This is a genomic window from Micromonospora sp. DT63, assembly GCF_049841615.1.
Classification (GTDB): domain Bacteria; phylum Actinomycetota; class Actinomycetes; order Mycobacteriales; family Micromonosporaceae; genus Micromonospora.
In genome coordinates this window covers 355,427-376,017 of sequence record NZ_JBNCKQ010000002.1, presented here as the reverse complement: position 1 = coordinate 376,017, position 20,591 = coordinate 355,427, and the positions used below count along the sequence as shown (strand labels likewise).

The following is a 20,591-nucleotide window of genomic DNA, read 5'->3' as shown; positions in this document are numbered from 1 at the left end:
GTGTCTGCCTGCGGCGGAGCGCTGACGTGAGCGGGGAGACGGCGCCGCCGCTGGCGCGGTCCACGCTGGATCGCGCCGCCCACCGGCGGGGCGACGCGCAGTGGCTGACCGAGGCGTGGCTGCGCGGCCGGATCCTGCTGCTCGACTCGACCGACGGCGGGCGGACGCTCGCCCGTACCGACGTGTCGCCTCCCGCGCTGGTGCTGTTCGGCGCGGCCGACGTGCCGACCGGCGCCGAGTCGACGGCGATGTTCCTCGGTGTCGAGCCGGATGGGGTGCCGGTCTTCGCGCTCGATGCGCCGCTGCCGACGGTGCCGGGCACCCGGCCGGTCAACCTGCGCGAGGTGGGCCACCTGCTCGGCGACCGGGAGGCGGGCATCTTCACCACGGCGCTCGCGCTGCTCAACTGGCACACCCGGCACGGCTACTCGACGGCGACCGGAGCGCCGACAGTGATGGACGAGGCCGGCTGGTCCCGGGTGGATCGTGACGGCGGGCGGATCTGGCCGCGTACCGACCCGGCGATGATCGTGCTGGTGCACGACGGCGTCGACGGCCCCGAGGGCCGCTGCCTGCTCGGCAACAACGCCGGCTGGCCGGGCACCCCGGGTGGTCGGCGCTACTCCTGCCTGGCCGGGTACGTCGAGCCGGGGGAGTCCGCCGAGGCCGCCGTGCTGCGCGAGGTCCGTGAGGAGGTGGGCATCTCCGTCGAGCGGATCAGGTACGTCGGCAGCCAGGCCTGGCCGTTCCCGGGCTCACTGATGCTGGGCTTCCTGGCCAGCGCGGACCCGGCGGATCCGGTGCAGGTCGACCCGTCCGAGATCGCGTACGCCAGGTGGTTCAGCCGCGAGGAGATCGGGGCCGCGGGTGCGGGGAGGACCGTGGACGTGGGGGACGGGGCGCGGCTGATCCTGCCGCCACCGTCGTCGATCGCGTTGTTCCTCATCCACCGCTGGCTGGATGGCTGGGTGGACGCCGACCATTGAGCACGGTCCCGGCCCGTGGCCACCGTTGCCGCGGCGGTCACGGGCCGGGAACACGGGCCGTCGTGGTCGGCGGGAGCGATTGACGCGGCGGGGGAGCCGAGCCGACCACGACGGACGTCCGGGGTCAGGTGCCGGTGCGCCCGGGTCTGCGCCGGAAGGCGGGCCGCGGCTCGCCGAGTGGCAGGACCTTGACCCGTTGCTTGCCGGCGCGCACCGCGCCGACCGTCGACAGGGCTCGGGCCAGCAGCAACGCGGCGTCCCGGTCCTCGGCGTGCACGGTCTGCCGGCGCGGTTCCGGCGTGGTCGTCTCGTCGCGGAGGCGATGGCCGTCCGCCCAGGCGGCGGCGATGTCCCCGTCGGCGACGGTGCGGATGTCGGTGCGAACGATCAGGAACCGCATAAGGGTCTCCGGATGAACCGCGACGAATGAGCCAGTGTGGAAGTTCCACGTTCCCGTGGGCCATGTTACGCCCCGTGTTCATCCCAGCAAGTGAAACGCGCCTATTGGTTTCGAGCCTCGTCCGATCGGCGGATGCCTGGTCAGCGGGGTTGCCACCGAAAGGGCGACGGGGCCGCCGGCATCATGCCAACGGCCCCGCCCCGGTCGGGAGGATCAGTTCAGATCGAACTGGCCCGTCTTTGCTCCGCCGATGAAACCGAGCCACCCGGCCCGGTTGAAGAGCAGCACCGGACCGCCCCGGTCCTTGCTGTCGCGCAGCGCGACAGCCGACGGGCCGGTGCCCAGAGGGGCGACCTCCACGCAGTTGGAGGTCTGGCTGCGGGTGCTTTTACGCCACGGGGCGTCCGCCAACGAGCTGGCGGAGACGGACGGCGTGTTGTGGATGTCGTTCATGGCTCTGCTCCTGATGTGAACCGATCCGATGGGACGAGTGGTGCCGCACGCCCCGACGGAGGGTCCCCCGTGGATCACCGATCCGTCAGTCGCCCCGAGGCCCGGCGGCGTTGGGTCGGCGCCGTTGCCGGCCCGAACGCCACTGTGGATGGGGGCGTCGCCCCGGTCAGCCGTCCCGTCGCCTCGATCAGCCAGGAGAGGGTGTCCGAGGCGTCTAGTGCCGCCGTGCATAGCCACTCGAACACCACTTTATAGCGATTTAGCGTGATTGCCTCGGTCGACATGACGTCGGTGAACCCCCCTTCGATGGCCAATGTCTCCGGATCGAGCGGATCGGCGAACCGATAGAGGGAGAAGGCGGTCGGCGGAAGGTACCAATCGCCGATCTGGGTGTCCCGCGGAAGCAGATGCAGCGTCACGTTGGGCAGCAGGGCAAGGTCGCACAGCTGGTGCAGCTGCTCGTGCAGCACCTCGGGTGGGCCGGCCCGGCGGCCGAGGGCCGCCTCCTCCAGCACTGCGGTGTAGCTCGGCGCGTGCGGTTCGCGGGTCAGCAGCGTCTGGCGGGCCAACCGGGCCTGCACCTCGGTCTCCGGCTCGTCGGCCGGCTCCGGTTCGCCGGCGCCCGCGCTCACCTGGCGGGCCGAGACGATCCGGACCTTCGCGTACCCGGCGGTCTGCAGGAGACCCGGCACCAGGACCGGGTTGTACTCGGAGATCTCCGCGCAGCCCGCCTCCAGTTCGGCCCAACTGCGCTGCTGCTGCGTCATCACCGGAAAGTTCTTCAACCAACCGCGCATGTCACCGGCCTCGCCGGCGATCCCGAGCAACTCCTCGCGCGACGCGGTGTCGGCCCCGTAGAGGTCGAGCAGAACGCCGACATCCTGCGGGTCCGGTCGGCTGCGGCCGTTCTCCAGGCGGGACAGTTTGGACGCGGACGCCCAACCGATCCGTTCGATAACCTGGTCACCGGTGAGGCCCGCGGCTTCGCGCAGGCTGCGCAGTTCGATGCCCAACCGTCGGCGACGCATGATCGGGCTGGGTGCGGCAGGAGGCACAGTGTCCTCTTTCCCGTCGACCGCCGCAGACGCGACGGTAACTGTATGAAATTCGCCCCCCACGGTCAGTATGGACGGCGCGACCGGCGTCGGAGGTTCCGGCGGGGGCGTGTCTTGTCGAAAAATGGACCACGGATACGCCGGACGACGACGGACCCCTGGTCCCAGCCCCGTCGAACGCGCCCAGCCGGGCACGCCACCCCGCCGGAGGGACCCCATGCGCACCGTCCTGCGCCGACCCGACTTCCGCCTGCTGTTCGGCGGCCTGCTGGCCAGCATGACCGCCGAGTCGATCCTGCTGCTCGCACTCGCCATCTGGGTCAAGGACCTGACCGGCTCCAACGGGCTCGCCGGCGGCATCATCTTCGCCGTCATCGCCCCGATGACGTTGGCGCCGCTGGTCGGTTGGTTCGTCGACAGGTACCCGCGGCGGCCCTTCTTCGTGACCGCGAACGTGGTCACCGCGCTGCTGCTGGTCCCGTTGTTCACCGTCCGCGACGCGGGCGACGTCTGGCTCGTCTACCTGGTGGCGGCCCTCTACGGGCTGTCGTCCATCACGCTCGGCGCGGCGCTCAGCGGGTTGATCCGGCAGTTGGTGCCGGTGGAGCTGCTCGCCGAGGCGAACGGCGTGCTGCAGACCGTACGCCAGGGGCTGCGGCTGGTCGGCCCGCTGGTCGGCGCGGCGCTCTACGCGGCGCTCGGCGGGTGGGCGCTGGCCGGGATCGGCATGGTCGGCTTCGTGATCGCGGCCCTGGTGGTGACCGCGGTGCCGAGCCCGGCGCTGACGCCGCCGAGCGCGCGGCTGCGGTGGCCCGCCGAGCTGGGCGCCGGCCTGCGGCACCTGACCGGCGAGCCGGCGCTGCGCCGGGCCCTGCTCGGCTACGGGCTCGGGTCGCTGGTGATGGGTTTCAGTGAGTCGCTGATCTTCGCCTATGTCGACCAGGGTCTGGATCGGGACGCCGCGTTCGTGGGCGTGCTGGTCATGGTGCAGGGCGTCGGCGGGCTGTTCGGTGGGATCTGCTCACCGGCGCTGGTCCGCCGACTCGGTGAGATCGGCACGCTGGCCGCCGGGGTGGCCTTCTTCTCCCCGGCCGCGCTCGCGCTCGCGTACCCCGATCTGCGGCTGGGGGTCGTGGCGGTGCTGCTGGCCGGTGTCTCGCTGCCGTTGACGATGGTGGGCCTGCAGACGCTGATCCAGCGACGTACGCCCGCCGGGCTGGTCGGACGGGTCGCGGCGGCCACCCAGGCGCTGGTCAGCGGCCCGCAGGCGCTCTCCATCGGCGCCGGCGCCCTGCTGGTCGGCGTCCTCGACTACCGGGCCCTGTTCCTGCTGGTCGGGGTGGCCACGCTTGCCGCTGGCGTCTACCTCTGGCGGGGCCGGCACCTGAGCGCGCCGGCCGACGGTCATGGGCCCACACCGCCTACCCGTCCGACCCTCCCAGCGCCGCGCCGCCCGGTCGACGCCGACATCGACGCGCCGGTGGCCACCGGGCCCCGGCGACCGCCCCGACGGTGACGGATGCCGGACACGACGAACGGCCGCCCGGAGGTGGGCGGCCGTTCGTGGCGAGGTGACCCGGGCCGGGTCAGGCGCTGAGGGTCGCCAGGTGCTGCTTGACCTGGGTGATCGAGGGGTTGGTCAGGGCGCTGCCGTCGGTGAAGCGCAGCGTCGGCACCGTCTGGTTGCCGCCGTTGACGCTCATCACGAACTCCGCGGCCTCCGGATCCCGCTCGATGTCGACCACCTCGTACCCGATGCCCTCCCGGTCGAGCTGCGACTTCAACCGGTGGCAGTAGCCGCACCAGGGGGTGGAATACATCGTCAGCATGGTCGGATCCTCCAACTCCTCTGACCACCGGCTTGCGGATCAAGCCGAGGCTGTCCGCTACAACGTCCGGAGGAGCTGAGATGATTCCTGGTTGTGGTGGTTCACTCAGCGTCGGAAGGCGTCCTTGCCGGGCTGGACCCGGAGCAGCGCTCCGCGGTGACCGCACCCGCCGGCCCGGTCTGCATCCTCGCCGGCGCCGGCACCGGCAAGACCCGCGCGATCACCTCCCGGATCGCCCACCGGGCGCTGTCCGGGGAGATCTCCCCGCGGCATGTGCTCGCCGTCACCTTCACCGCCCGCGCAGCCGCCGAGATGCGACACCGGCTCACAGTCCTCGGGGCGCACGGTGTCCAGGCGCGGACGTTTCACTCCGCCGCGCTGCGCCAGGTGCGGTACTTCGCCCCCCGCCTGCTGGCTGGCCGGGCCATGCCCGAGCTGCTGGACAGCAAGGTGCGCCTGGTCACCCTCGCCGCCGCCCGGGTCGGCCTGCGTACCGACCGGGCCGCCGCACGGGACCTGGCCGGCGAGATCGAGTGGGCCAAGTCGTCGCTGGTGGAGCCGGGGGACTACGTCGTGTCGGCGGCCCGGGCGCTGCGGGACACGCCGCACGAGCCGGCGAAGGTCGCCGAGGTGTTCACCGCGTACGAGCAGCTCAAGCGCTCCAACGGGGTGATCGACTTCGAGGACATGCTGCGCGCCGCCGTGTGGGGCATCGAGGAGCACCGGGACGTCGGCGAGCAGGTCCGCAGTCAGTACCGGCACTTCGTGGTCGACGAGTACCAGGACGTCAACCCGCTCCAGCAGCGGTTGCTGGACGCCTGGCTGGGCGGCCGCGACGACCTGACAGTGGTCGGCGACGCCAGCCAGACGATCTACTCGTTCACCGGGGCGACCTCGTCGTACCTTGTCGACTTCCCGCGCCGGCACCGCAACGCCACCGTGGTCCGGCTGGTTCGCGACTACCGCTCCACCCCGCAGGTCGTCGGGCTGGCCAACGCGGTGATCTCCCAGGCCCGCGGCGTCGAGGCGCGGCTGCGGCTGGAGTTGAGCGGGCAGCGCCCCCCGGGACCGGAACCCGACCTGCGGATCTTCACCGACGAGCCGGCCGAGGCGAACGCGGTGGCCGCGCGCTGCCGGTCGCTGATCGACGCGGGAACCCCGGCGAAGGAGATCGCCGTGCTGTTCCGCGTCAACGCGCAGTCCGAGGCGTACGAGAAGGCGCTCACCGAGGCCGCCGTGCCGTACGTGGTGCAGGGCGCGGAGCGGTTCTTCGAGCGGACCGAGGTGCGTCAGGCGATGGTCGCCCTGCGGTCGGCCACCCGCTCGATCCCCGGGGAGACCCCGTTGCCGACGGCGGTGGTCGAGGCGCTCACCGCGGTGGGCTGGGCCCCGGACGCGCCCCCGGCCGGTGGTGCCGCCCGCGAGCGCTGGGAGGCTCTGTCCGCGCTCGTTCAGCTCGCCGAGGAGTACGCGGCCACCCCCGAGGTGGTGCCGATCGGCGAGGCGGCGTCGGTGGAGCGTCCGGTCACCCTCACCGACTTCACCGAGGAACTGGCCCGCCGGGCCGCCCAGCAGCACGTGCCGACGGTGGACGGGGTCACCCTGGCGTCGCTGCACTCGGCCAAGGGCCTGGAGTGGGACGCGGTCTTCCTGATCGGCCTCGCCGAGGGCACCCTGCCCACCACGTACGCCAAGACCGTCGAACAGGTCGAGGAGGAACGCCGGCTGCTCTACGTCGGCATCACCCGCGCGCGGCAGTGGCTGTGGCTGTCGTACGCCGCCGCACGCTCGCCGGGCGGGCGTGCCCGGCGGCCGTCGCGGTTCCTGCCCCAACTGGACCGCTCCGGCGGCACCGAGCGGGCCGGCGCCTCCACCGGTCCCGCGCGCCGTCCCGAACGGCGCCGGACGCAGATCGTGTCCTGCCGGATCTGCGGCGCCACCCTGCTCGCCGGCCCCGACCGCAAGCTGGGTCGGTGCCCCACCTGTCCGTCTGACATCGACGATGAGCTGCACGAACGCCTACGCGAGTGGCGGCAGCGGGTGGCCGGCGCGCAGAAGGTCCCGGCGTACGTGGTGTTCACCGACGCCACGTTGACCGCGCTGGCCGAGCGGCGTCCCGGCCGGCCGGAAGAGTTGATCGCCATCGCCGGCATCGGCCCCCGCAAACTGGGCCTCTACGGGGAGTCGGTGCTGGCGCTCGTGCAGGGCGCGGGGGTGGACGACGTCTGCCCGGAGAAAACTTTCGAAATCTCGTCGTAAATTCGTTTGCCCTCGCCCCCGGGCGAGGAATAGCCTCAGAACACACCACGCGAGCGGCGCCATTCCGGCTGCTCACGGGGGTTGGTCCGGTCGATTCGAGGAACGTGAGGGAGGTGGCCACCGTGGAGATCTTCACCTATGAGCGTCTGACGGCGATGCCGTCTGTCCACGCTCCGCTGTCGGCTGTCCGGGTGGCCCTTGCGGCCGCACGACCGTCGGTTCCGCAGGTGCACCAGGTTCAGGCCGAGCTGAACCTGACCGTTGCGCCGATCGCCGGAGTCGAGGGGACCAGTGGCTTCACGGGCATGGACATCGATGGCGCCAAGAAGCGCACGGATGTCCGCGGCGTTCCACCTCGAGGTAGACCGGTCTGATCTTCAGACACCGGCTCACCTCGAGGCCGCGGAACCCGCTACCGGGATCCGCGGCCTCAGTTTTTTGCCCCGCCGAAGTACGTCGGAATGCGATCCACGAGATCGAAGTGAGAGAGAGGTGACCGGGAGATGAGTCTGGCGTTGGCCCCCCTCGATGTGAGCGTCGAGCTGGAGGCGAACCTGCCCTGCCGGAAGTTCGACCCCGACCTGTGGTTCTCCGACTCGCCTGCCGAGCTCGAGCTGGCCAAGTCGCTCTGCGGGGACTGCCCGCTGCGCGTCGAGTGCCTGGCCGGGGCGGTGGAGCGAGCGGAGCCGTGGGGCGTCTGGGGCGGCGAGATCTTCGAGCGTGGCGCGGTCGTTCCGCGCAAGCGGCCCCGTGGCCGTCCGCGCAAGGAGGACGTCGCTCGTGACGCCGAGCTCCGGGTCGAGGCCGAGGCGCGCTTGGCGGCCAGTGGGCTGTCCGAGGTGCGTGGCGCGGTCCGGCTGGCAGCCTGACATGTTCCCGACCCGTACCAACTACGCCGGTGTCACACCGGCAGTGAGTGAGAAGACGATGTTGAACGTTCCGAGTGGAGCCTTCGAGATGCAACTACTCCACGAAGCGTTGACCAGGGCTCGAATGCGCCGGCCTCAGGCCGGTCGTACCACCACGAGCACTGAGGCAACCCGATCCGCCCGTACCGTCGCCATGAACAGCCGCAACCAGTCGGCGCGCGACCTGGGCGTTCTCTAGTACCACCCCACACAGAAGGGCGGGTGCCGACCGGCACCCGCCCTTCCGCACATCCTCAGGCGACCGGCGCGAAGCCCGGCAGCCAGCGTTCCAGGATGCTGCGGTACGGCGCCTTGGCCTCCAACTGGCAGAGCACCCCGATCGAGCCGAGCGTCACCCGGTGGATGAGCAGGTACGACGGGGGCAGGTTGAGCTGCCTGCTCAGCTGGTACGTGGGGGAGCGAGGGCTGGCCAGCCGGCCCGCCTCGGCCCGCAGCCACGCCCGGGTGAAGCGGAACCCGTCGGCCGCGATGGGTTCCAGCATCGGACGGAGGAAGTCGAGGACCCCCTCGGCGTCGATCTCGTCGGTGGGGCCGATGAAACCCTCGTCCCGCAGTCCCGCCACCACCCCGTCCGCGTCGCCGCGCAGGGCCCGCCCGGCGATGAGGCCGATCGGCTCCGGCGTGCCCTCGGGCATCCGGGCCACCGCACCGAAGTCGATTACCCCGAGTCGTCCGTCGGGCAGCAGCCGGAAGTTTCCCGGGTGCGGGTCGGCGTGCAGAAGACCGGCCCGCTGGGGCGCGGAGAGGTGCAATGTGGCCATCAGGCGGCCGGCCTCGTCCCGCTGTTCCTCGGTGCCCTCGCGGATGATGTCCGCCAGCGGGGTGCCCGTCACCCACTCGGTGACCAGCACCCGGGGTGAGGCGGAGACCACCTCCGGGATGAAGATCTCCGGATCGTCGGCGTACGCGGCGGCGAAGGTGCGCTGCGACTCGGCCTCGAGCTCGTAGTCCAACTCCTCGGTGATCCGCTCGCGCAGCTCGACCAGCAGCGGCTTGACGTCGAGGCCGGGCTGGATCGCCCGGAACATGCCGCCCAGCCGGGAGAGCTGCTTGAGGTCGGCGAGCAGCGCGTCGCCGGCACCCGGATACTGGATCTTGACTGCCACGTCGCGGCTGTTCGGCTCGCCGGACGGGCCGTAACCCGGCTCACGCCACCGGGCCCGGTGCACCTGACCGATGCTCGCCGCAGCAGCCGGGGTGTCGTTGAACTCGACGAACCTGTCGCGCCAGTCGGGGCCGAGCTGCTCGGCCAGCACCTTGTGCACGCTCGCGGCCGGCAGCGGCGGCGCGGCCTCCTGAAGTTTGGTCAGGGCCTGCCGGTACGGCGCAGCGATCTCCTCCGGAAGGGCCGCCTCGAAGACCGACAACGCCTGGCCGAACTTCATCGCCCCGCCCTTGAGCTGGCCCAACACGCTGAACAACTGCTCGGCGGTGCGCTGCTGGATCTCCGCGGAGATCACGTCGGAGGCGAGCCCGGTGACGCGCTTACCCATGCCGAGGACGGTCCGGCCGGCGAAGCCGAGCGGCAGAGCGGCGAGCTTGGCGGTCCGGGACACGGCCCGGCGCGGGATGTCGGTCACTTCGCCATTGTTACCGACCGGAGGGGTCCGCTGCTGCTGTGCGGCCGGGCTGGTGCGTACACCCGGCTCGACGAACACCCGCACGCCGGATGCGGCGGCCATCCCCGGCGGCGGAATCGGCCCGCCCCGGTGATCTCCATGGCGCCACCCAGTGTCTCGGGGTGGCCGCCGTCGAGGTGCGCCAGGACCTCCGCGACCGCGTACCCGATGGCGGCGAGCAGGGTGCCGGTCGCGCCGGCGGCCACCGGCTCAGCGGCGGCGAGCTGGGCGGCGAGCCCGGGCCAGGCCGGGTCGCGGTCGGCGCGATGCAGCTCGACGCAGCGCAGACAGGGTCCGGCGGGTGGTCGGACCAACGGCCCGATGACGGGTATGCCCTCGCGCAGGGTCACCAGCAGGTGCGGTTGACGGCGCTGGGCGAGACCGGCGGCGAGCAGCGCGGGCGGACGGTCCGTGCCGAGCTGGATCACCAGATCCACCCGGGCGGCCCGGACCGGATGGGTGCCGGTGCCCGGCGCGACACGGTCCACCGCCGCCCGGATGGCCGGAGTCAGTGGCCGGCCCAGCTCGGTGGCGGGGATGCCCGTCCCGACCAGGTCGATCGGCCGCACCGGGCCGGTGAGGTGCGGGATCACCTGCCCGACGCCGGCCTGGGCCAGCGCCACCGCCAGCGGCCCGCCGAGCGCACCGGCACCGGTGAGCAGCACCCGGGCCGCCCGGCGGCGACGCAGAACCTGTGCGGGGGTGCCGGGCAGCCGGGCCGCGACCAGGGCCAGCGCTGCGGCCTCGGCGGCGAGTCGGGCCCGGACCGGCCCGGCCAGGTCGCGCGGGAGCAGGCTGTGCGCCGGCACCAACAGGCCCGCCGCGCGCAGGGCGTCCAGCAACGTACGCGCGTCGTCGGTCGCGACCTGGGCCGCAAGCGCCTGGGTCAGCACGTCCCGTTCGCTGCGCGTGCCGTCGAGCAGGTCGAGCAGGGCGGCGGTACGCGGGTTGGCCAGCTCCACCAGCACGGCGGGCCCCGGACCGACACCGATCTGGAGGGTGTGCCGATCCCGCCAGAGCCGGCTGAGGCCGGGAAGAAGCGTGGGGCGGGGCAGCGGGGTACGACTCATGGTGACGAATCGTGACCGCATCCCTGCGCTCGGTCGATCGTTGTCCACAGGCGGCCGGGGCGGTATCCAGCCTTGTCCACAGGATCTGGCGGGTTATCCACAGGCCACCGGGCGTGTTGTCCGCCACCCGACAGCCTGGCCGGCGTCCGCAGTGGCCCTTCTTCAGAACCGCAACGGGGGCGGGACGGCCACCACGGCCGTCCCGCCCCCGTCGATCCGTACGGTCAGACCTTCGCCTTGCCGAGAATCCGGTTCACTGTTGTGCCGCAAACCGGACACTTGCCCTTGGCCATGTTCATTCCGGTCTTCGAGACCTCCACGTGTCCCTCGAAGTCCCGCTTCTCCTTGCACTTCACGCAGTAACCGTTGTAGGTCTGGGCCTGGTCGGCCACGGTGCCCTCCTCGTCTCGTCCGCCGGTCAATACGGTCCCGGCGGGGTGCCCGGCGGCGGGCCACACGGGGCGCCGGCGCTGGGTCTCACTCCACGGCCACCTTCGTGACCGCTGGTCCGCGGACCCTACCCAGGTCTGGGCAGTTCCATGTCAGCTGTACATCGGCCTGTGAGCAAGTCGACGTCGAGAGTGTGCATGGCGAATTAGGTCGGATAAGTCAGTTTGGCGGGGACACGCCGACCAAACCCTCACAGCCACCCGTGCGAGTGCCCCCGAGGCAGCGCGGAGCACAGTGATCACCTACGGTGGAGGGGAGCCCGCGCGGTGCCGCGCCGACGACGTACACGGTGGGTGACGAGACGTCCCGGCGGCGTCCCGGCGACGACCGGCCCAAGAAATTTTCGGGACGCTGGGCGACCAAACACCATTTTTTGGGCGCGTGTCGTGCGGTTGACTCTTGCGGACCCCTGGTCAGTACGCATTAGCTTTCCTTCGTGACACGTAGCCGAGGCTGCGCGGGCCAGTGATGGCGGGGACGCGTAAGCCGGTCGTCGAGGTGCGGCGCAGCCAGCGTCGGCGACGCACGGTGTCTGCGTACCGTGACGGTGAGCGGGTGGTCGTCCTCATCCCGGACCAGTTCTCCCGGGCCGAGGAGAGCGAGTGGGTCGACCGCATGTTGGCGCGACTCGCCGCCCGTGAGGGCCGGCTCGCCCGCTCGGACGACGAGCTGGTCGCCCGGGCCAACCGGCTGATCGATCTCTACCTCGGCGGGTACGGCGCGAAGGCGGTGCCGGCCAGCGTCCGCTGGGTCACCAACCAGAACGGTCGCTGGGGCTCCTGCACCCCCGCCGACCGCAGCATCCGCATCTCGCACCGCGTCCAGGACATGCCCGACTGGGTGATCGACTACGTGCTGCTGCACGAGTTGACGCACCTCATCGTGCCCAGCCACAACGCCCGCTTCTGGGCGCTGGTCGGCCGCTACCCCAAGTCGGAGCGCGCCCGCGGCTACCTCGAGGGCGTCGCCGCCGCCTCCTGCGCCCCCGTCCCCACCTGATCGACAGACGCCCCCGAGCACCCCGCCTGCGTACGCCCTGGTCGCGCGCTCTGGCTGCGCGCCGCTCTGCGCGTGCGTCGGGCCGTTTGTGCGGCGGGCCGTGCGGGCGCAGCCGTGCGCGCTGCAGCGCGCCGTGATTGGCAATCTTGGACAGTTTCCGTCAGCTTCGAACGGAAACTGTCCAAGATTCGGCCCGGGCGGGGGCTGGCCGACGTTGATCGACTCGGGTTTCGGGAAATCGGGGCATCCGGGCCACCGGGACACCCCGACTTCCGGGGGGACCCGATCAGGTGGTCGTGCGGCGGGATCGAGTCGGCCGAGGCGGGGCGCTAGGGTCGGGTCATGGCGCGGCGGGTGGTGGTGGTGATGCTCGGGCGGGTGCACTGGTCGCCCCCCGGCATCGACCGGGCGGAGTGGCGGGCGGCGCTCGCCGAGGACGTCATTGACCTGGTCGCCACCCTCAACGAGGTGGACGTCGCCGTCGCGGTGACCCCGGCCGACCGTCCGCTGGCGGACGCGCTGGTCTGGCCCGGCACCGCTGTCCACGAGGTGGCCGAGCCGACGCCGAACGCCGTGTTCGCCGCGTTGGACGGCTACGACCAGGCTGCCGTGCTCTCCGCTGACGTGCCCGACCTGCCCGCGCTGACCGTCGGCAAGCTGCTGCGCCCGCTCACCACCCGGTCGGTCGCCGTGGCGCCGGTGGAGGGCGGCGGCCCCGGTCTGCTCGGAGTGGCCGTACGACTGCCCGTGCCGGTGTGGTTGCCTCCGCTGGACCTGGACACGTCGATGCCGGCGGACGCCCGGGCCGGTGCTTCCGCGCCCGGGGAGGTCGCAGTCACGGCCGGTTGGCGGCGGCAGCGCGGTCCGGCCGACCTCGCCAGCCTGGACCCGGCCTTCGAGGGCTGGGAGGCCACCCGCGCGTTGCTGTCCGGCTCGGGCCGTCCGGCCTGACCAGGCAACCGGGCACCCCGCCCGATCAGCCGCCTTGCGGACCGGGCAACCTGGCGCGGACATGGGCCGGGTGCCCGCCACCGCGTGGCGTGGGCACCCGGGCTCGCGCGTCAGGCCTTGCTGTCGCCGTCGGTGCTGCTGTCGCCGTCGGTGTTGGTGTCGCCCTCGGTGTCGTCGGGCTGGCCCGGCGCCTTCTCCTTTGCGCCACCGGGCGCGGTGAAGTCGAAGCTGTCCAGCTCGCTCAGGTCCATGTCGTTCATCGCGAAGGCCACCGGGTCGGCGAAGTCGTCGTCCGACGGGAGCAGGTCCGGGTGACCCCAGACGGCGTCCCGGCCTTCGATGCCGCGGTGCTGGGTGAGCGCCGCCCACAGGGCAGCCGCCTCGCGCAGCCGGCGGGGGCGCAGCTCCAGGCCGACGAGCGCGGCGAAGGTCTGCTCGGCGGGGCCGCCGGCGGCCCGGCGGCGACGGAACGCCTCGCCCAACCGGACGACGTTGGGCAGACGGTCACTGGCCGCGCTGTCCACCACGTGGCACACCCAGCCCTCGACCAGGGCCAACGCGGTCTCCAACCGGGCCAGAGAGGCCTTCTGCGCCGGGCTGTCCTCCGGGGTGAAGATGCCTTCCAGGGCGATCGCCTGCATCGACTCCGGGTCGGTCGGGTCGACGCGGCCCATCGCCTCCTCGATCGCCTCGCGGTTGACCCGGATGCCCGAGGCGTACATCTCCACGGCGCTGAGAACGTGCCCGCGCAACCACGGGACGTGCTGGAACAGCCGCTGGTGGGCGGCCTCGCGCAGCGCCACGTAGAGACGGACCTCGTCCTCGGGCAGCTCCAGGCCCTCGCCGTACGCGCGGATGTTGGCCGGGATCAGCGCGGCCGTGCCGGCCGGGCCGAGCGGCAGCCCGATGTCACCGGCGGAGAGCACCTCCGCGGCGAGCGAGCCGAGGGCCTGCCCCAGCTGACCGCCGAAGAGCGCGCCACCGAGGGTGGCCACCATCGACTGCATCGGGCCGAGCTGGGCGCGCGCCTCCGGCGGCACCAGGTCGCCCATCGCGCCGACCATGCGGCTGGCCACCGGGTCGCAGAGCTTGCGCCACACGTCGAGCGTCTTGAAGATCCACTCATTGCGGTTCCAGGCGACCGGGGACTGGATGCCCGACGGCCAGGACGAGGCCGGCTCCAACCACAGGTCGGCCAGGCGCAACGCCTCCTCCACCGCGTTGCGCTCGTACGGCGACACCGCCGGGTCGCCAGCGGCGGCGAGCTGGCTGGCCGCCACCTGCCGGGCCAGGTCCCAGTTGACCGGCCCGCTGCCCGGCGCGGAGAGCAGGTGCTGCAACTGCGACATGAACTGCTGCATCTGCGCGGGATCGTTGGGGTCTGGTGGTTGCCCACCCGGGAGCGCGAAACCGAACGGAATATCAGGCACGACGTCTACGGTACGCGGGCCGCGCCCCAGGTAGCCGCCGCTGGCGTTGCGCTGAGGGCGAAGTCGCGCGGCGCATCCGTCGGGTGGGCCCGGCGCAATCGGTACGCTCTGGCGCATGAGACGTCGCGGCCTGACGGTCCTGCTCGGTGCCCTGTTCACCGCCCTGCTCAGCATCGGGGTGCTCCGGGTGCCGATCCCGTACGTGGTGCTCGGCCCGGGCCCGACGGTCAACACCCTCGGCACGGCCGACGGTAAGGAGGTCATCCAGGTCACCGGCCGGGAGACCTCCACCTCCGCCGGCCAGCTCCGGCTGACGACGGTGGGCGTGCAGCCGACGGTGCGGCTCCGCTCGGCGATCGCCGGCTGGTTCTCCGACGACGAGGCCGTGGTGCCGCGCGAGCTGGTCTACCCGCCGGGGGAGTCGACGGAGCAGGTCGAGCAGCGCAACGCCGAGGACTTCAAGGTGTCGCAGACCAGCGCCGAGACCGCCGCGCTGCGCGAGCTGGGCTTCCCCGTGCAGGTGGTGATCAAGACGGTCGCCGCGGACGGCCCGTCCGCCGGGGTGCTCAAGGTCGGCGACGTGGTCACCTCGGTCGACGGTAAGCCGGTGCCGGTGGCCGCCAAGGTCACCGAGCTGATCCGCGCCAAGCCGGCCGGTACGGCCCTGAGCATCGGTTACACGCGCGACGGCGCGGCGGCCACCGCGACGGTGACGAGCCGTGAGCAGGACGGTCGGCCGCGGATCGGCGTCGAGATCGACCAGCAGCAGCCGCACCCGTTCACGCTCGGCATCGACCTGGGGGACATCGGCGGCCCGAGCGCCGGCCTGATGTTCGCCCTGGGCATCGTGGACAAGCTGACCCCGGCCGACCTCACCGGCGGAAAGGTCATCGCGGGCACCGGCACCATCGACGACGAGGGCACTGTCGGCCCGATCGGCGGGATCGCCCAGAAGCTGGTCGGCGCGAAGCAGGCGGGGGCCAAGGTCTTCCTGGTGCCGGCGGACAACTGCGCCGAGGCGGTCCGCAACCCGCAGCCCGACCTGCCGTTGCTGAAGGTGGGCTCGCTGGACGAGGCGCTTACCGCTCTGGAGACGTTGCGCGCCGGTGGTCAGCCGACCCGCTGCTGACCGGTGTGACCGTGCCCCGACACGCTCAGGAACACCCCGTACTCTGGGTGCCTGATCGGAGCCGATCACATCGAGCGTGCGGAGCCAACAGTGGTAATGCGTAGCAGCAGCCCCCTGCCGAGGATGAGCCGGCGCGGCCGCGTCACCATCGCTGTCCTGGTCGGGGTGTTCGTGCTCTTCACCCTGCTCGGCTGGGGTGTCCAGGCCTGGACGGACTGGCTCTGGTTCGACGAGGTCCGCTACACCGAGGTCTTCACCGGTGTGCTGCTCACCCGGCTGACGCTGTTCCTCGTCATCGGGCTCGCCATGGCGGTGATCGTCGGCGGCAACCTGTGGCTGGCGCACCGGCTGCGTCCGCGGCTGCGGCCGCACTCGGTGGAGCAGGCCACCCTGGAGCGTTACCGGATGGCGCTCAGCCCGCGCCTCGGCACCTGGATCGCGCTCACCGCCGCCGTGGTCGGGCTCTTCGCCGGCCTGTCCGCGCAGAGCCGGTGGAACCAGTGGCTGCTCTTCCGCAACGGCGGTGACTTCGGGGTCAAGGACCCGGAGTTCGGAGTCGACATCGGCTTCTACGTCTTCCAGCTGCCGTTCTGGCGCTACCTGCTCGGTGTCGGCTTCACCGCCGTGGTGCTGGCCCTGATCGGCGCGCTGGCGGTGCACTACCTCTTCGGCGGGGTCCGCCTCCAGGGCATCGGCGACCGGATGAGCAACGCGGCCCGCGCTCACCTGAGCACCCTCGTCGCGGTGTTCGTGCTGCTCAAGGCCCTGGCGTACGTGCTGGACCGCCGGGCGATGCTGCTGGAGTACAACGAGGGCGCCAAGCTGTACGGCGCCGGCTACGCCGACGTCAACGCGCTGCTGCCGGCGAAGGAGATCCTGGCGTACATCTCGATCGTCGTGGCGATCGCGATCATCGTGTTCTCCAACGCCTGGATGCGGAACCTGGTGTGGCCGGGCATCTCGCTCGCTCTGCTCGGCGTCTCCGCCGTGGCGATCGGCGGCATCTACCCCTGGGCGGTGCAGACCTTCGAGGTGAAGCCGAGCGCCAAGGACAAGGAGGCGCCGTACATCCAGCGCAGCATCGACGCGACGCGTGCGGCGTTCGGGTTGGGCGCCACCGAGACCACCCCGTACGCGGCGAGCAACCTCACCCCACCGGCGAACCTGGCCACCGACACGTCAGTCGTGTCGAACGTGCGGCTGCTCGACCCGCAGCTGGTCAGCGAGACGTACACCCAGCTCCAGCAGGTGCGCGGCTTCTACGACTTCGGCCCCAAGCTGGACATCGACAGGTACGGGGTGAACGGCAAGACCTCCGACTACGTCGTCGGCGTCCGGGAGATCAACTACGGCGAGCTGACCGACCAGCAGAACACCTGGATCAACCGGCACACCGTCTACACCCACGGGTACGGCCTGGTGGCCGCCCCGGCGAACCAGGTGGTGTGCGGCGGGCAGCCGTTCTTCGTCTCGGGTTTCCTCGGCGAGCGGACCCAGGAGGCGTGCTCCTCGCAGACCGAGCAGATCCCGGCCAAGCAGCCCCGCATCTACTACGGCGAGCGGATGGCGCCCGACGACTACGCGATCGTCGGCCAGTCCGACCCGAACAAGAAGGCCGAGTTCGACAGGCCGGTCGGCGAGGGTGGCGGCGAGTCCTACACCTACACCGGCGAGGGCGGCGTCAAGATCGGCTCCTTCACCCGGCGACTGCTGTACGCCATCAAGGAGCAGGAGTCGAACTTCCTGCTCTCCGAGGCAGTCAACAAGGACTCCAAGCTGCTGTACGTGCGTAACCCGCGGGACCGGGTGGAGAAGGTCGCGCCGTTCCTCACCCTGGACGGCGACCCGTACCCGGCGGTGGTCGACGGCCGGGTGCAGTGGATCGTCGACGGCTACACGACGGCGGCGACCTACCCGTACGCCGAGCGGGTCAACCTCCAGGTCGAGACGACCGACGAGCTGACCAACCGGGGCACCTTCCAGCTGGCCCGGGAGAACGTCAACTACATGCGCAACTCGGTGAAGGCCACCGTCGACGCGTACGACGGCACCGTGACGCTCTACGAGTACGACGACACCGACCCGGTGCTCAAGGCATGGAACAAGGCGTTCGGCGGGGACCTGATCAAGCCGAAGGCGGACATCCCGGTCGAGCTGACCGAGCACCTGCGCTACCCGGCCGACATGTTCAAGGTGCAGCGCAACCTGCTCACCAAGTTCCACGTGACCAACCCGGGTGACTTCTACTCGGCGCAGGACTTCTGGCAGGTGCCGAATGTGCCGGACGCGCCGGACAGCGGCCAGAAGCAGCCGCCGTACTACCTGTTCACCCAGTTCCCGGGCCAGGAGGGCCCACGATTCCAGTTGACTTCGGCGGTCACCCCGAACGGCCGGCAGAACCTGGCCGCGCTGATCTCCGGGTCGTACGTCGACGGGAAGCCGCGGCTGGAGGTGCTGGAGCTGCCGGACCAGACCCGGATCTCCGGTCCGGTGCAGGTGCACCAGCAGATGACCAACAACGCGAACATCCGCCAGCAGCTCAACCTGCTCTCCAGCAACCAGGCGCAGGTGCAGTACGGCAACCTGCTCTCGCTGCCGTTCGCCGACGGCATGCTCTACGTCGAGCCGGTCTACGTGAAGAGCAACCAGCAGGACGCGTACCCGCTGCTGCAGAAGGTGCTGCTCTCCTACGGTGACGGCGGCTCGTTCGTGGCGCTCGCCGACAACATCAACGACGGCATCAAGCAGTTGGTGGAGCAGGGCAAGCGCGCCGGGCAGGGCACGTCGCCGCCGCCGACCACGGGCGGCAACCCGACCAGCCCGTCGCCGACCGCGACCCCGACGCCGGGTGGCACCAACCCGCCGCCGACCGGCGAGCTGGCCACCGCCGCGGACCGGGTGCAGGCCGCCATTACCGAGGTCCGCGCCGCGCAGGCGTCCGGCGACTTCGAGCGGTACGGGCGCGCGCTCAAGGCGCTGGACGAGGCGCTCACCGCGTTCCAGCAGGCGCAGCAGGCGAACAACCCGAGCGGCGGTGCGCCGTCGGCGCCGAGCGCCACCCCGAGCGCCGGCACGGGCGGCTGACCAGCGCCCGAGGAGCACCACGGAGCCCTCGTCGTCGGACCTGACCGGTCCTGGCGTCGGGGGCTCCGTCGCGTCCGTACGTTATGCCGGCCTGTCGCCTCTCCGACATGCTTTGTCCGGCTGAACCGCAACCCGCGACCGCCTCCCGCCGTCAGTGATGCAACGGGGCGCGGACAAGGGGGCAGGCGTGAGGGACGCAGAGAGCTTCGACGAGTTCTACCGCAGCACCGCCCGGCGGATGATGCGCTACGGCTACGCGGTGACCGGTGACCACACCGAGGCGCAGGACCTCGTTCAGGAGGCGTTCGCGCGGGCCTGGCGGCAGTGGGGGCGACTGTCGGAGCATCCGGCGCCCGAGGCGTGGCTGCGGTTGGTGGTGTCCCGGCTGGCGAACGACCGCTGGCGGCGCCTGCACCGCTCGCGGGCGATGGTGAGCCGCAGCGGGCCGCCACCGACCGCGCCCCCACCGAGCGAAGACGGGGTGCTGCTCGTGCACGCGCTTCGCCAACTGCCGGCGGCGCAGCGACAGGCGCTGGCCCTGCACTACCTCTTCGACCTGCCGGTCGAGGAGATCGCCCGGGAGGCCGGCGTACCCCTCGGCACCGTCAAGTCCTGGTTGGCCCGCGGCCGGTCCCGGCTGGCCGTGCTGCTGCCCGACGTCCACATCGAGGAGCTGGAGGCGAACGATGTCAGCTGAACTCTCCGACCTGTACCGGTCGCTCACCGTCGTGGCCGACGGGGTGGAGGTGGCCCACCCCGAGCTGGTCCGGCGGCACGCCGACCGGCGGGCGCGGGTCCGGGTGGCCGCAAGTGCGCTGGCGGTGGCGGTGCTGCTCGGCGGGGTGGCCGTCGGGGGGCGGCTGGCGTTCTCCGCCGACGGGCCCGCGCCGCTGCCACCACCGGCCGCCACGCCGGTCTCCCCACTGCCGACGGGGTCGGCTCGTGCGCCCTCACCGTCCCCGTCCGCCTCGCCCTCGTCCCCGACGCCGTCGCGCGCGACCCCGAGCGGTACGCGGTCGGCCGAGCCCACCGGCGGGGCGACCGCCCACCCACCGACCTCGATCCCGGACCGCGCCTTCTTCGTCCTGGCGGCCGCCAACCGGACCGGCCAGGAGTCGACCGCGCCGGGCCCGGTCCTGCCGCCGCTGTGCGGGACCCGCTATCGGAGCGAATCGGCAGTGGTGCAGCGCCGCGCCCGGTCGATCGCCTACAAGCGACCGGACACCCCGCAGGGGAACGTGCCGGACGGCAGTTACCGGCACAGCATCGCGATCTACCGTCCCGGTCGCGCCGACGACGCGCTGCGCGAGCTGCGGCAGGCCGTCCGCGCCTGCCCGCAGCAGACGATGCCCGACGACACCAGGATCTGGCGGCAGCGACTGCTGGACCCGGGGGCGTACGGCGACGAGTCGGTGCTGTTCGAGCTGCGAGCCCCGTACCCGCAGGGCATGGGCGACCCGGGCGCGTACGAGGTGCGACTGGTCCGTGCGGTCCGGGTCGACGACGTGGTGACGGTGCTCTGGGAGCAGGGTTGGGAGTACACCGCCGCCGAGCGCGCGCAGGTCGACGCGGACAGCCGGCGGGCGGTGGCGGCGATCGAGAAATGGCTGGGCTGACGGCGGTATCGGAGTCGTTTTGCGGTGCCCCGGGTCGGTGCGCTACGGTTAACGAGCCGACGCGGGGTGGAGCAGCTCGGTAGCTCGCTGGGCTCATAACCCAGAGGTCGCAGGTTCAAATCCTGTCCCCGCTACGACTGAAAGCCCGTCTCCGGAGATCCGGGGGCGGGCTTTCGCCATGTCCGGAGCCCGTGTCCGGGCCGCCGAGGCCCCCGCTGATCATCGTCGGGGCGGATGGGTTAGGGTTAACCAGTCGACGCGGGGTGGAGCAGCTCGGTAGCTCGCTGGGCTCATAACCCAGAGGTCGCAGGTTCAAATCCTGTCCCCGCTAC

At 71.7% G+C, this 20,591-nt stretch carries 19 protein-coding genes and 2 tRNA genes; 13 read left to right on the top strand and 8 right to left on the bottom strand.

The annotated features are described in order from the left end of the window. Nucleotides 1–26 precede the first annotated feature (26 nt). A complete protein-coding gene (gene nudC, locus ACLQ27_RS08480) occupies nucleotides 27–986 on the top strand; it encodes an NAD(+) diphosphatase (protein WP_425866217.1) in 960 nt (319 codons plus the stop codon). A gap of 124 nt (nucleotides 987–1,110) precedes the next feature. On the opposite strand, the gene ACLQ27_RS08475 is transcribed toward nudC, so the two are convergent. The 3 genes from ACLQ27_RS08475 to ACLQ27_RS08465 form a co-directional block, all read right to left on the bottom strand. Further along, the gene (locus ACLQ27_RS08475; RefSeq protein WP_234587668.1) at nucleotides 1,111–1,386 is read right to left on the bottom strand and encodes a hypothetical protein; all 276 of its coding nucleotides are present in this window, start codon (nucleotides 1,384–1,386) and stop codon (nucleotides 1,111–1,113) included. Nucleotides 1,387–1,599: 213 nt separating this feature from the next. Then, nucleotides 1,600–1,839 (bottom strand): DUF397 domain-containing protein, encoded by a 240-nt coding sequence (locus ACLQ27_RS08470; protein WP_234587666.1) that lies wholly within the window; start codon nucleotides 1,837–1,839, stop codon nucleotides 1,600–1,602. A gap of 74 nt (nucleotides 1,840–1,913) precedes the next feature. Next, nucleotides 1,914–2,894: a helix-turn-helix domain-containing protein gene (locus tag ACLQ27_RS08465; RefSeq protein WP_425866215.1), complete on the bottom strand. Its 981-nt coding sequence runs from the start codon at nucleotides 2,892–2,894 to the stop codon at nucleotides 1,914–1,916. A gap of 217 nt (nucleotides 2,895–3,111) precedes the next feature. On the opposite strand from ACLQ27_RS08465, the gene ACLQ27_RS08460 reads away from it, so the two are divergent. Further along, a complete protein-coding gene (locus ACLQ27_RS08460) occupies nucleotides 3,112–4,410 on the top strand; it encodes an MFS transporter (RefSeq protein WP_357495791.1) in 1,299 nt (432 codons plus the stop codon). A 70-nt stretch (nucleotides 4,411–4,480) separates the two neighbouring features. On the opposite strand, the gene ACLQ27_RS08455 is transcribed toward ACLQ27_RS08460, so the two are convergent. Beyond that, nucleotides 4,481–4,723, bottom strand: coding sequence for a mycoredoxin (locus ACLQ27_RS08455; protein WP_234587660.1), 243 nt, complete (start codon nucleotides 4,721–4,723; stop codon nucleotides 4,481–4,483). 93 nt (nucleotides 4,724–4,816) lie between these two features. Here ACLQ27_RS08455 and ACLQ27_RS08450 point away from each other — a divergent pair, with 93 nt between their 5' ends. The 3 genes from ACLQ27_RS08450 (at nucleotide 4,817) to ACLQ27_RS08440 (ending at nucleotide 7,851) form a co-directional block, all read left to right on the top strand. Next, nucleotides 4,817–6,982, top strand: a complete 2,166-nt coding sequence (locus tag ACLQ27_RS08450; protein ID WP_357495793.1) for an ATP-dependent DNA helicase UvrD2 — start codon at nucleotides 4,817–4,819, stop codon at nucleotides 6,980–6,982. 122 nt (nucleotides 6,983–7,104) lie between these two features. Further along, nucleotides 7,105–7,356: a hypothetical protein gene (locus ACLQ27_RS08445; RefSeq protein ID WP_357495795.1), complete on the top strand. Its 252-nt coding sequence runs from the start codon at nucleotides 7,105–7,107 to the stop codon at nucleotides 7,354–7,356. A 129-nt stretch (nucleotides 7,357–7,485) separates the two neighbouring features. Next, nucleotides 7,486–7,851, top strand: a complete 366-nt coding sequence (locus ACLQ27_RS08440) for a WhiB family transcriptional regulator (protein WP_007464802.1) — start codon at nucleotides 7,486–7,488, stop codon at nucleotides 7,849–7,851. A 293-nt stretch (nucleotides 7,852–8,144) separates the two neighbouring features. Here the strand turns inward: ACLQ27_RS08440 and ACLQ27_RS08435 are convergent, their stop codons facing one another. From ACLQ27_RS08435 to ACLQ27_RS08425, 3 genes are all read right to left on the bottom strand, one after another. Then, nucleotides 8,145–9,491, bottom strand: a complete 1,347-nt coding sequence (locus tag ACLQ27_RS08435) for an ABC1 kinase family protein (protein WP_234587657.1) — start codon at nucleotides 9,489–9,491, stop codon at nucleotides 8,145–8,147. After that, on the bottom strand, nucleotides 9,488–10,600 hold the full coding sequence (locus tag ACLQ27_RS08430) for a hypothetical protein (protein WP_425866212.1): 1,113 nt from the start codon (nucleotides 10,598–10,600) through the stop codon (nucleotides 9,488–9,490). The genes ACLQ27_RS08435 and ACLQ27_RS08430 overlap by 4 nt, the downstream gene beginning before the upstream one ends. A gap of 224 nt (nucleotides 10,601–10,824) precedes the next feature. Beyond that, a complete protein-coding gene (locus tag ACLQ27_RS08425) occupies nucleotides 10,825–10,992 on the bottom strand; it encodes a DUF5679 domain-containing protein (RefSeq protein ID WP_007464795.1) in 168 nt (55 codons plus the stop codon). Nucleotides 10,993–11,518: 526 nt separating this feature from the next. Between ACLQ27_RS08425 and ACLQ27_RS08420 the strand changes: the two genes are divergently transcribed. Continuing rightward, a complete protein-coding gene (locus tag ACLQ27_RS08420; RefSeq protein WP_234587656.1) occupies nucleotides 11,519–12,049 on the top strand; it encodes a M48 metallopeptidase family protein in 531 nt (176 codons plus the stop codon). 342 nt (nucleotides 12,050–12,391) lie between these two features. Then, nucleotides 12,392–13,000 (top strand): hypothetical protein, encoded by a 609-nt coding sequence (locus ACLQ27_RS08415; protein WP_425866210.1) that lies wholly within the window; start codon nucleotides 12,392–12,394, stop codon nucleotides 12,998–13,000. A 110-nt stretch (nucleotides 13,001–13,110) separates the two neighbouring features. Here ACLQ27_RS08415 and ACLQ27_RS08410 read toward each other — a convergent pair whose 3' ends face one another. Further along, nucleotides 13,111–14,430 carry a zinc-dependent metalloprotease gene (locus tag ACLQ27_RS08410; protein WP_357574661.1) on the bottom strand — a complete coding sequence of 440 codons (1,320 nt, stop codon included), beginning with the start codon at nucleotides 14,428–14,430 and terminating at the stop codon, nucleotides 13,111–13,113. 115 nt (nucleotides 14,431–14,545) lie between these two features. Between ACLQ27_RS08410 and ACLQ27_RS08405 the strand changes: the two genes are divergently transcribed. The 6 genes from ACLQ27_RS08405 to ACLQ27_RS08380 all read left to right on the top strand — a co-directional run bounded on the left by ACLQ27_RS08405 (nucleotide 14,546) and on the right by ACLQ27_RS08380 (nucleotide 20,590). Continuing rightward, nucleotides 14,546–15,559, top strand: coding sequence for a YlbL family protein (locus ACLQ27_RS08405; protein WP_357495804.1), 1,014 nt, complete (start codon nucleotides 14,546–14,548; stop codon nucleotides 15,557–15,559). A gap of 96 nt (nucleotides 15,560–15,655) precedes the next feature. Next, entirely contained in the window at nucleotides 15,656–18,643 is a 2,988-nt protein-coding gene (locus ACLQ27_RS08400; protein WP_357574663.1) for a UPF0182 family protein, read from the top strand. Nucleotides 18,644–18,830: 187 nt separating this feature from the next. Continuing rightward, the gene (locus ACLQ27_RS08395) at nucleotides 18,831–19,340 is read left to right on the top strand and encodes an RNA polymerase sigma factor (protein WP_357574664.1); all 510 of its coding nucleotides are present in this window, start codon (nucleotides 18,831–18,833) and stop codon (nucleotides 19,338–19,340) included. Then, on the top strand, nucleotides 19,330–20,259 hold the full coding sequence (locus tag ACLQ27_RS08390) for a hypothetical protein (RefSeq protein ID WP_425866206.1): 930 nt from the start codon (nucleotides 19,330–19,332) through the stop codon (nucleotides 20,257–20,259). Before ACLQ27_RS08395 ends, ACLQ27_RS08390 begins: the two co-directional genes overlap by 11 nt. Before the next feature lie 60 nt (nucleotides 20,260–20,319). Beyond that, nucleotides 20,320–20,393, top strand: a tRNA-Met gene (locus tag ACLQ27_RS08385). A 123-nt stretch (nucleotides 20,394–20,516) separates the two neighbouring features. Continuing rightward, nucleotides 20,517–20,590, top strand: a tRNA-Met gene (locus tag ACLQ27_RS08380). Nucleotide 20,591 lies beyond the last annotated feature (1 nt).

What these genes read in the sequence shown, in the direction of transcription:
- ACLQ27_RS08430 (WP_425866212.1), bottom strand. Translation starts at nt 10,600, where the DNA reads ATGAGTCGTACCCCGCTGCCCCGCCCCACGCTTCTTCCCGGCCTCAGC.
- ACLQ27_RS08455 (WP_234587660.1), bottom strand. Translation starts at nt 4,723, where the DNA reads ATGCTGACGATGTATTCCACCCCCTGGTGCGGCTACTGCCACCGGTTG.
- ACLQ27_RS08470 (WP_234587666.1), bottom strand. Translation starts at nt 1,839, where the DNA reads ATGAACGACATCCACAACACGCCGTCCGTCTCCGCCAGCTCGTTGGCG.
- ACLQ27_RS08475 (WP_234587668.1), bottom strand. Translation starts at nt 1,386, where the DNA reads ATGCGGTTCCTGATCGTTCGCACCGACATCCGCACCGTCGCCGACGGG.
- ACLQ27_RS08415 (WP_425866210.1), top strand. Translation starts at nt 12,392, where the DNA reads ATGGCGCGGCGGGTGGTGGTGGTGATGCTCGGGCGGGTGCACTGGTCG.
- ACLQ27_RS08460 (WP_357495791.1), top strand. Translation starts at nt 3,112, where the DNA reads ATGCGCACCGTCCTGCGCCGACCCGACTTCCGCCTGCTGTTCGGCGGC.
- ACLQ27_RS08400 (WP_357574663.1), top strand. Translation starts at nt 15,656, where the DNA reads ATGCGTAGCAGCAGCCCCCTGCCGAGGATGAGCCGGCGCGGCCGCGTC.
- ACLQ27_RS08390 (WP_425866206.1), top strand. Translation starts at nt 19,330, where the DNA reads ATGTCAGCTGAACTCTCCGACCTGTACCGGTCGCTCACCGTCGTGGCC.
- ACLQ27_RS08440 (WP_007464802.1), top strand. Translation starts at nt 7,486, where the DNA reads ATGAGTCTGGCGTTGGCCCCCCTCGATGTGAGCGTCGAGCTGGAGGCG.
- ACLQ27_RS08405 (WP_357495804.1), top strand. Translation starts at nt 14,546, where the DNA reads ATGAGACGTCGCGGCCTGACGGTCCTGCTCGGTGCCCTGTTCACCGCC.
- ACLQ27_RS08420 (WP_234587656.1), top strand. Translation starts at nt 11,519, where the DNA reads ATGGCGGGGACGCGTAAGCCGGTCGTCGAGGTGCGGCGCAGCCAGCGT.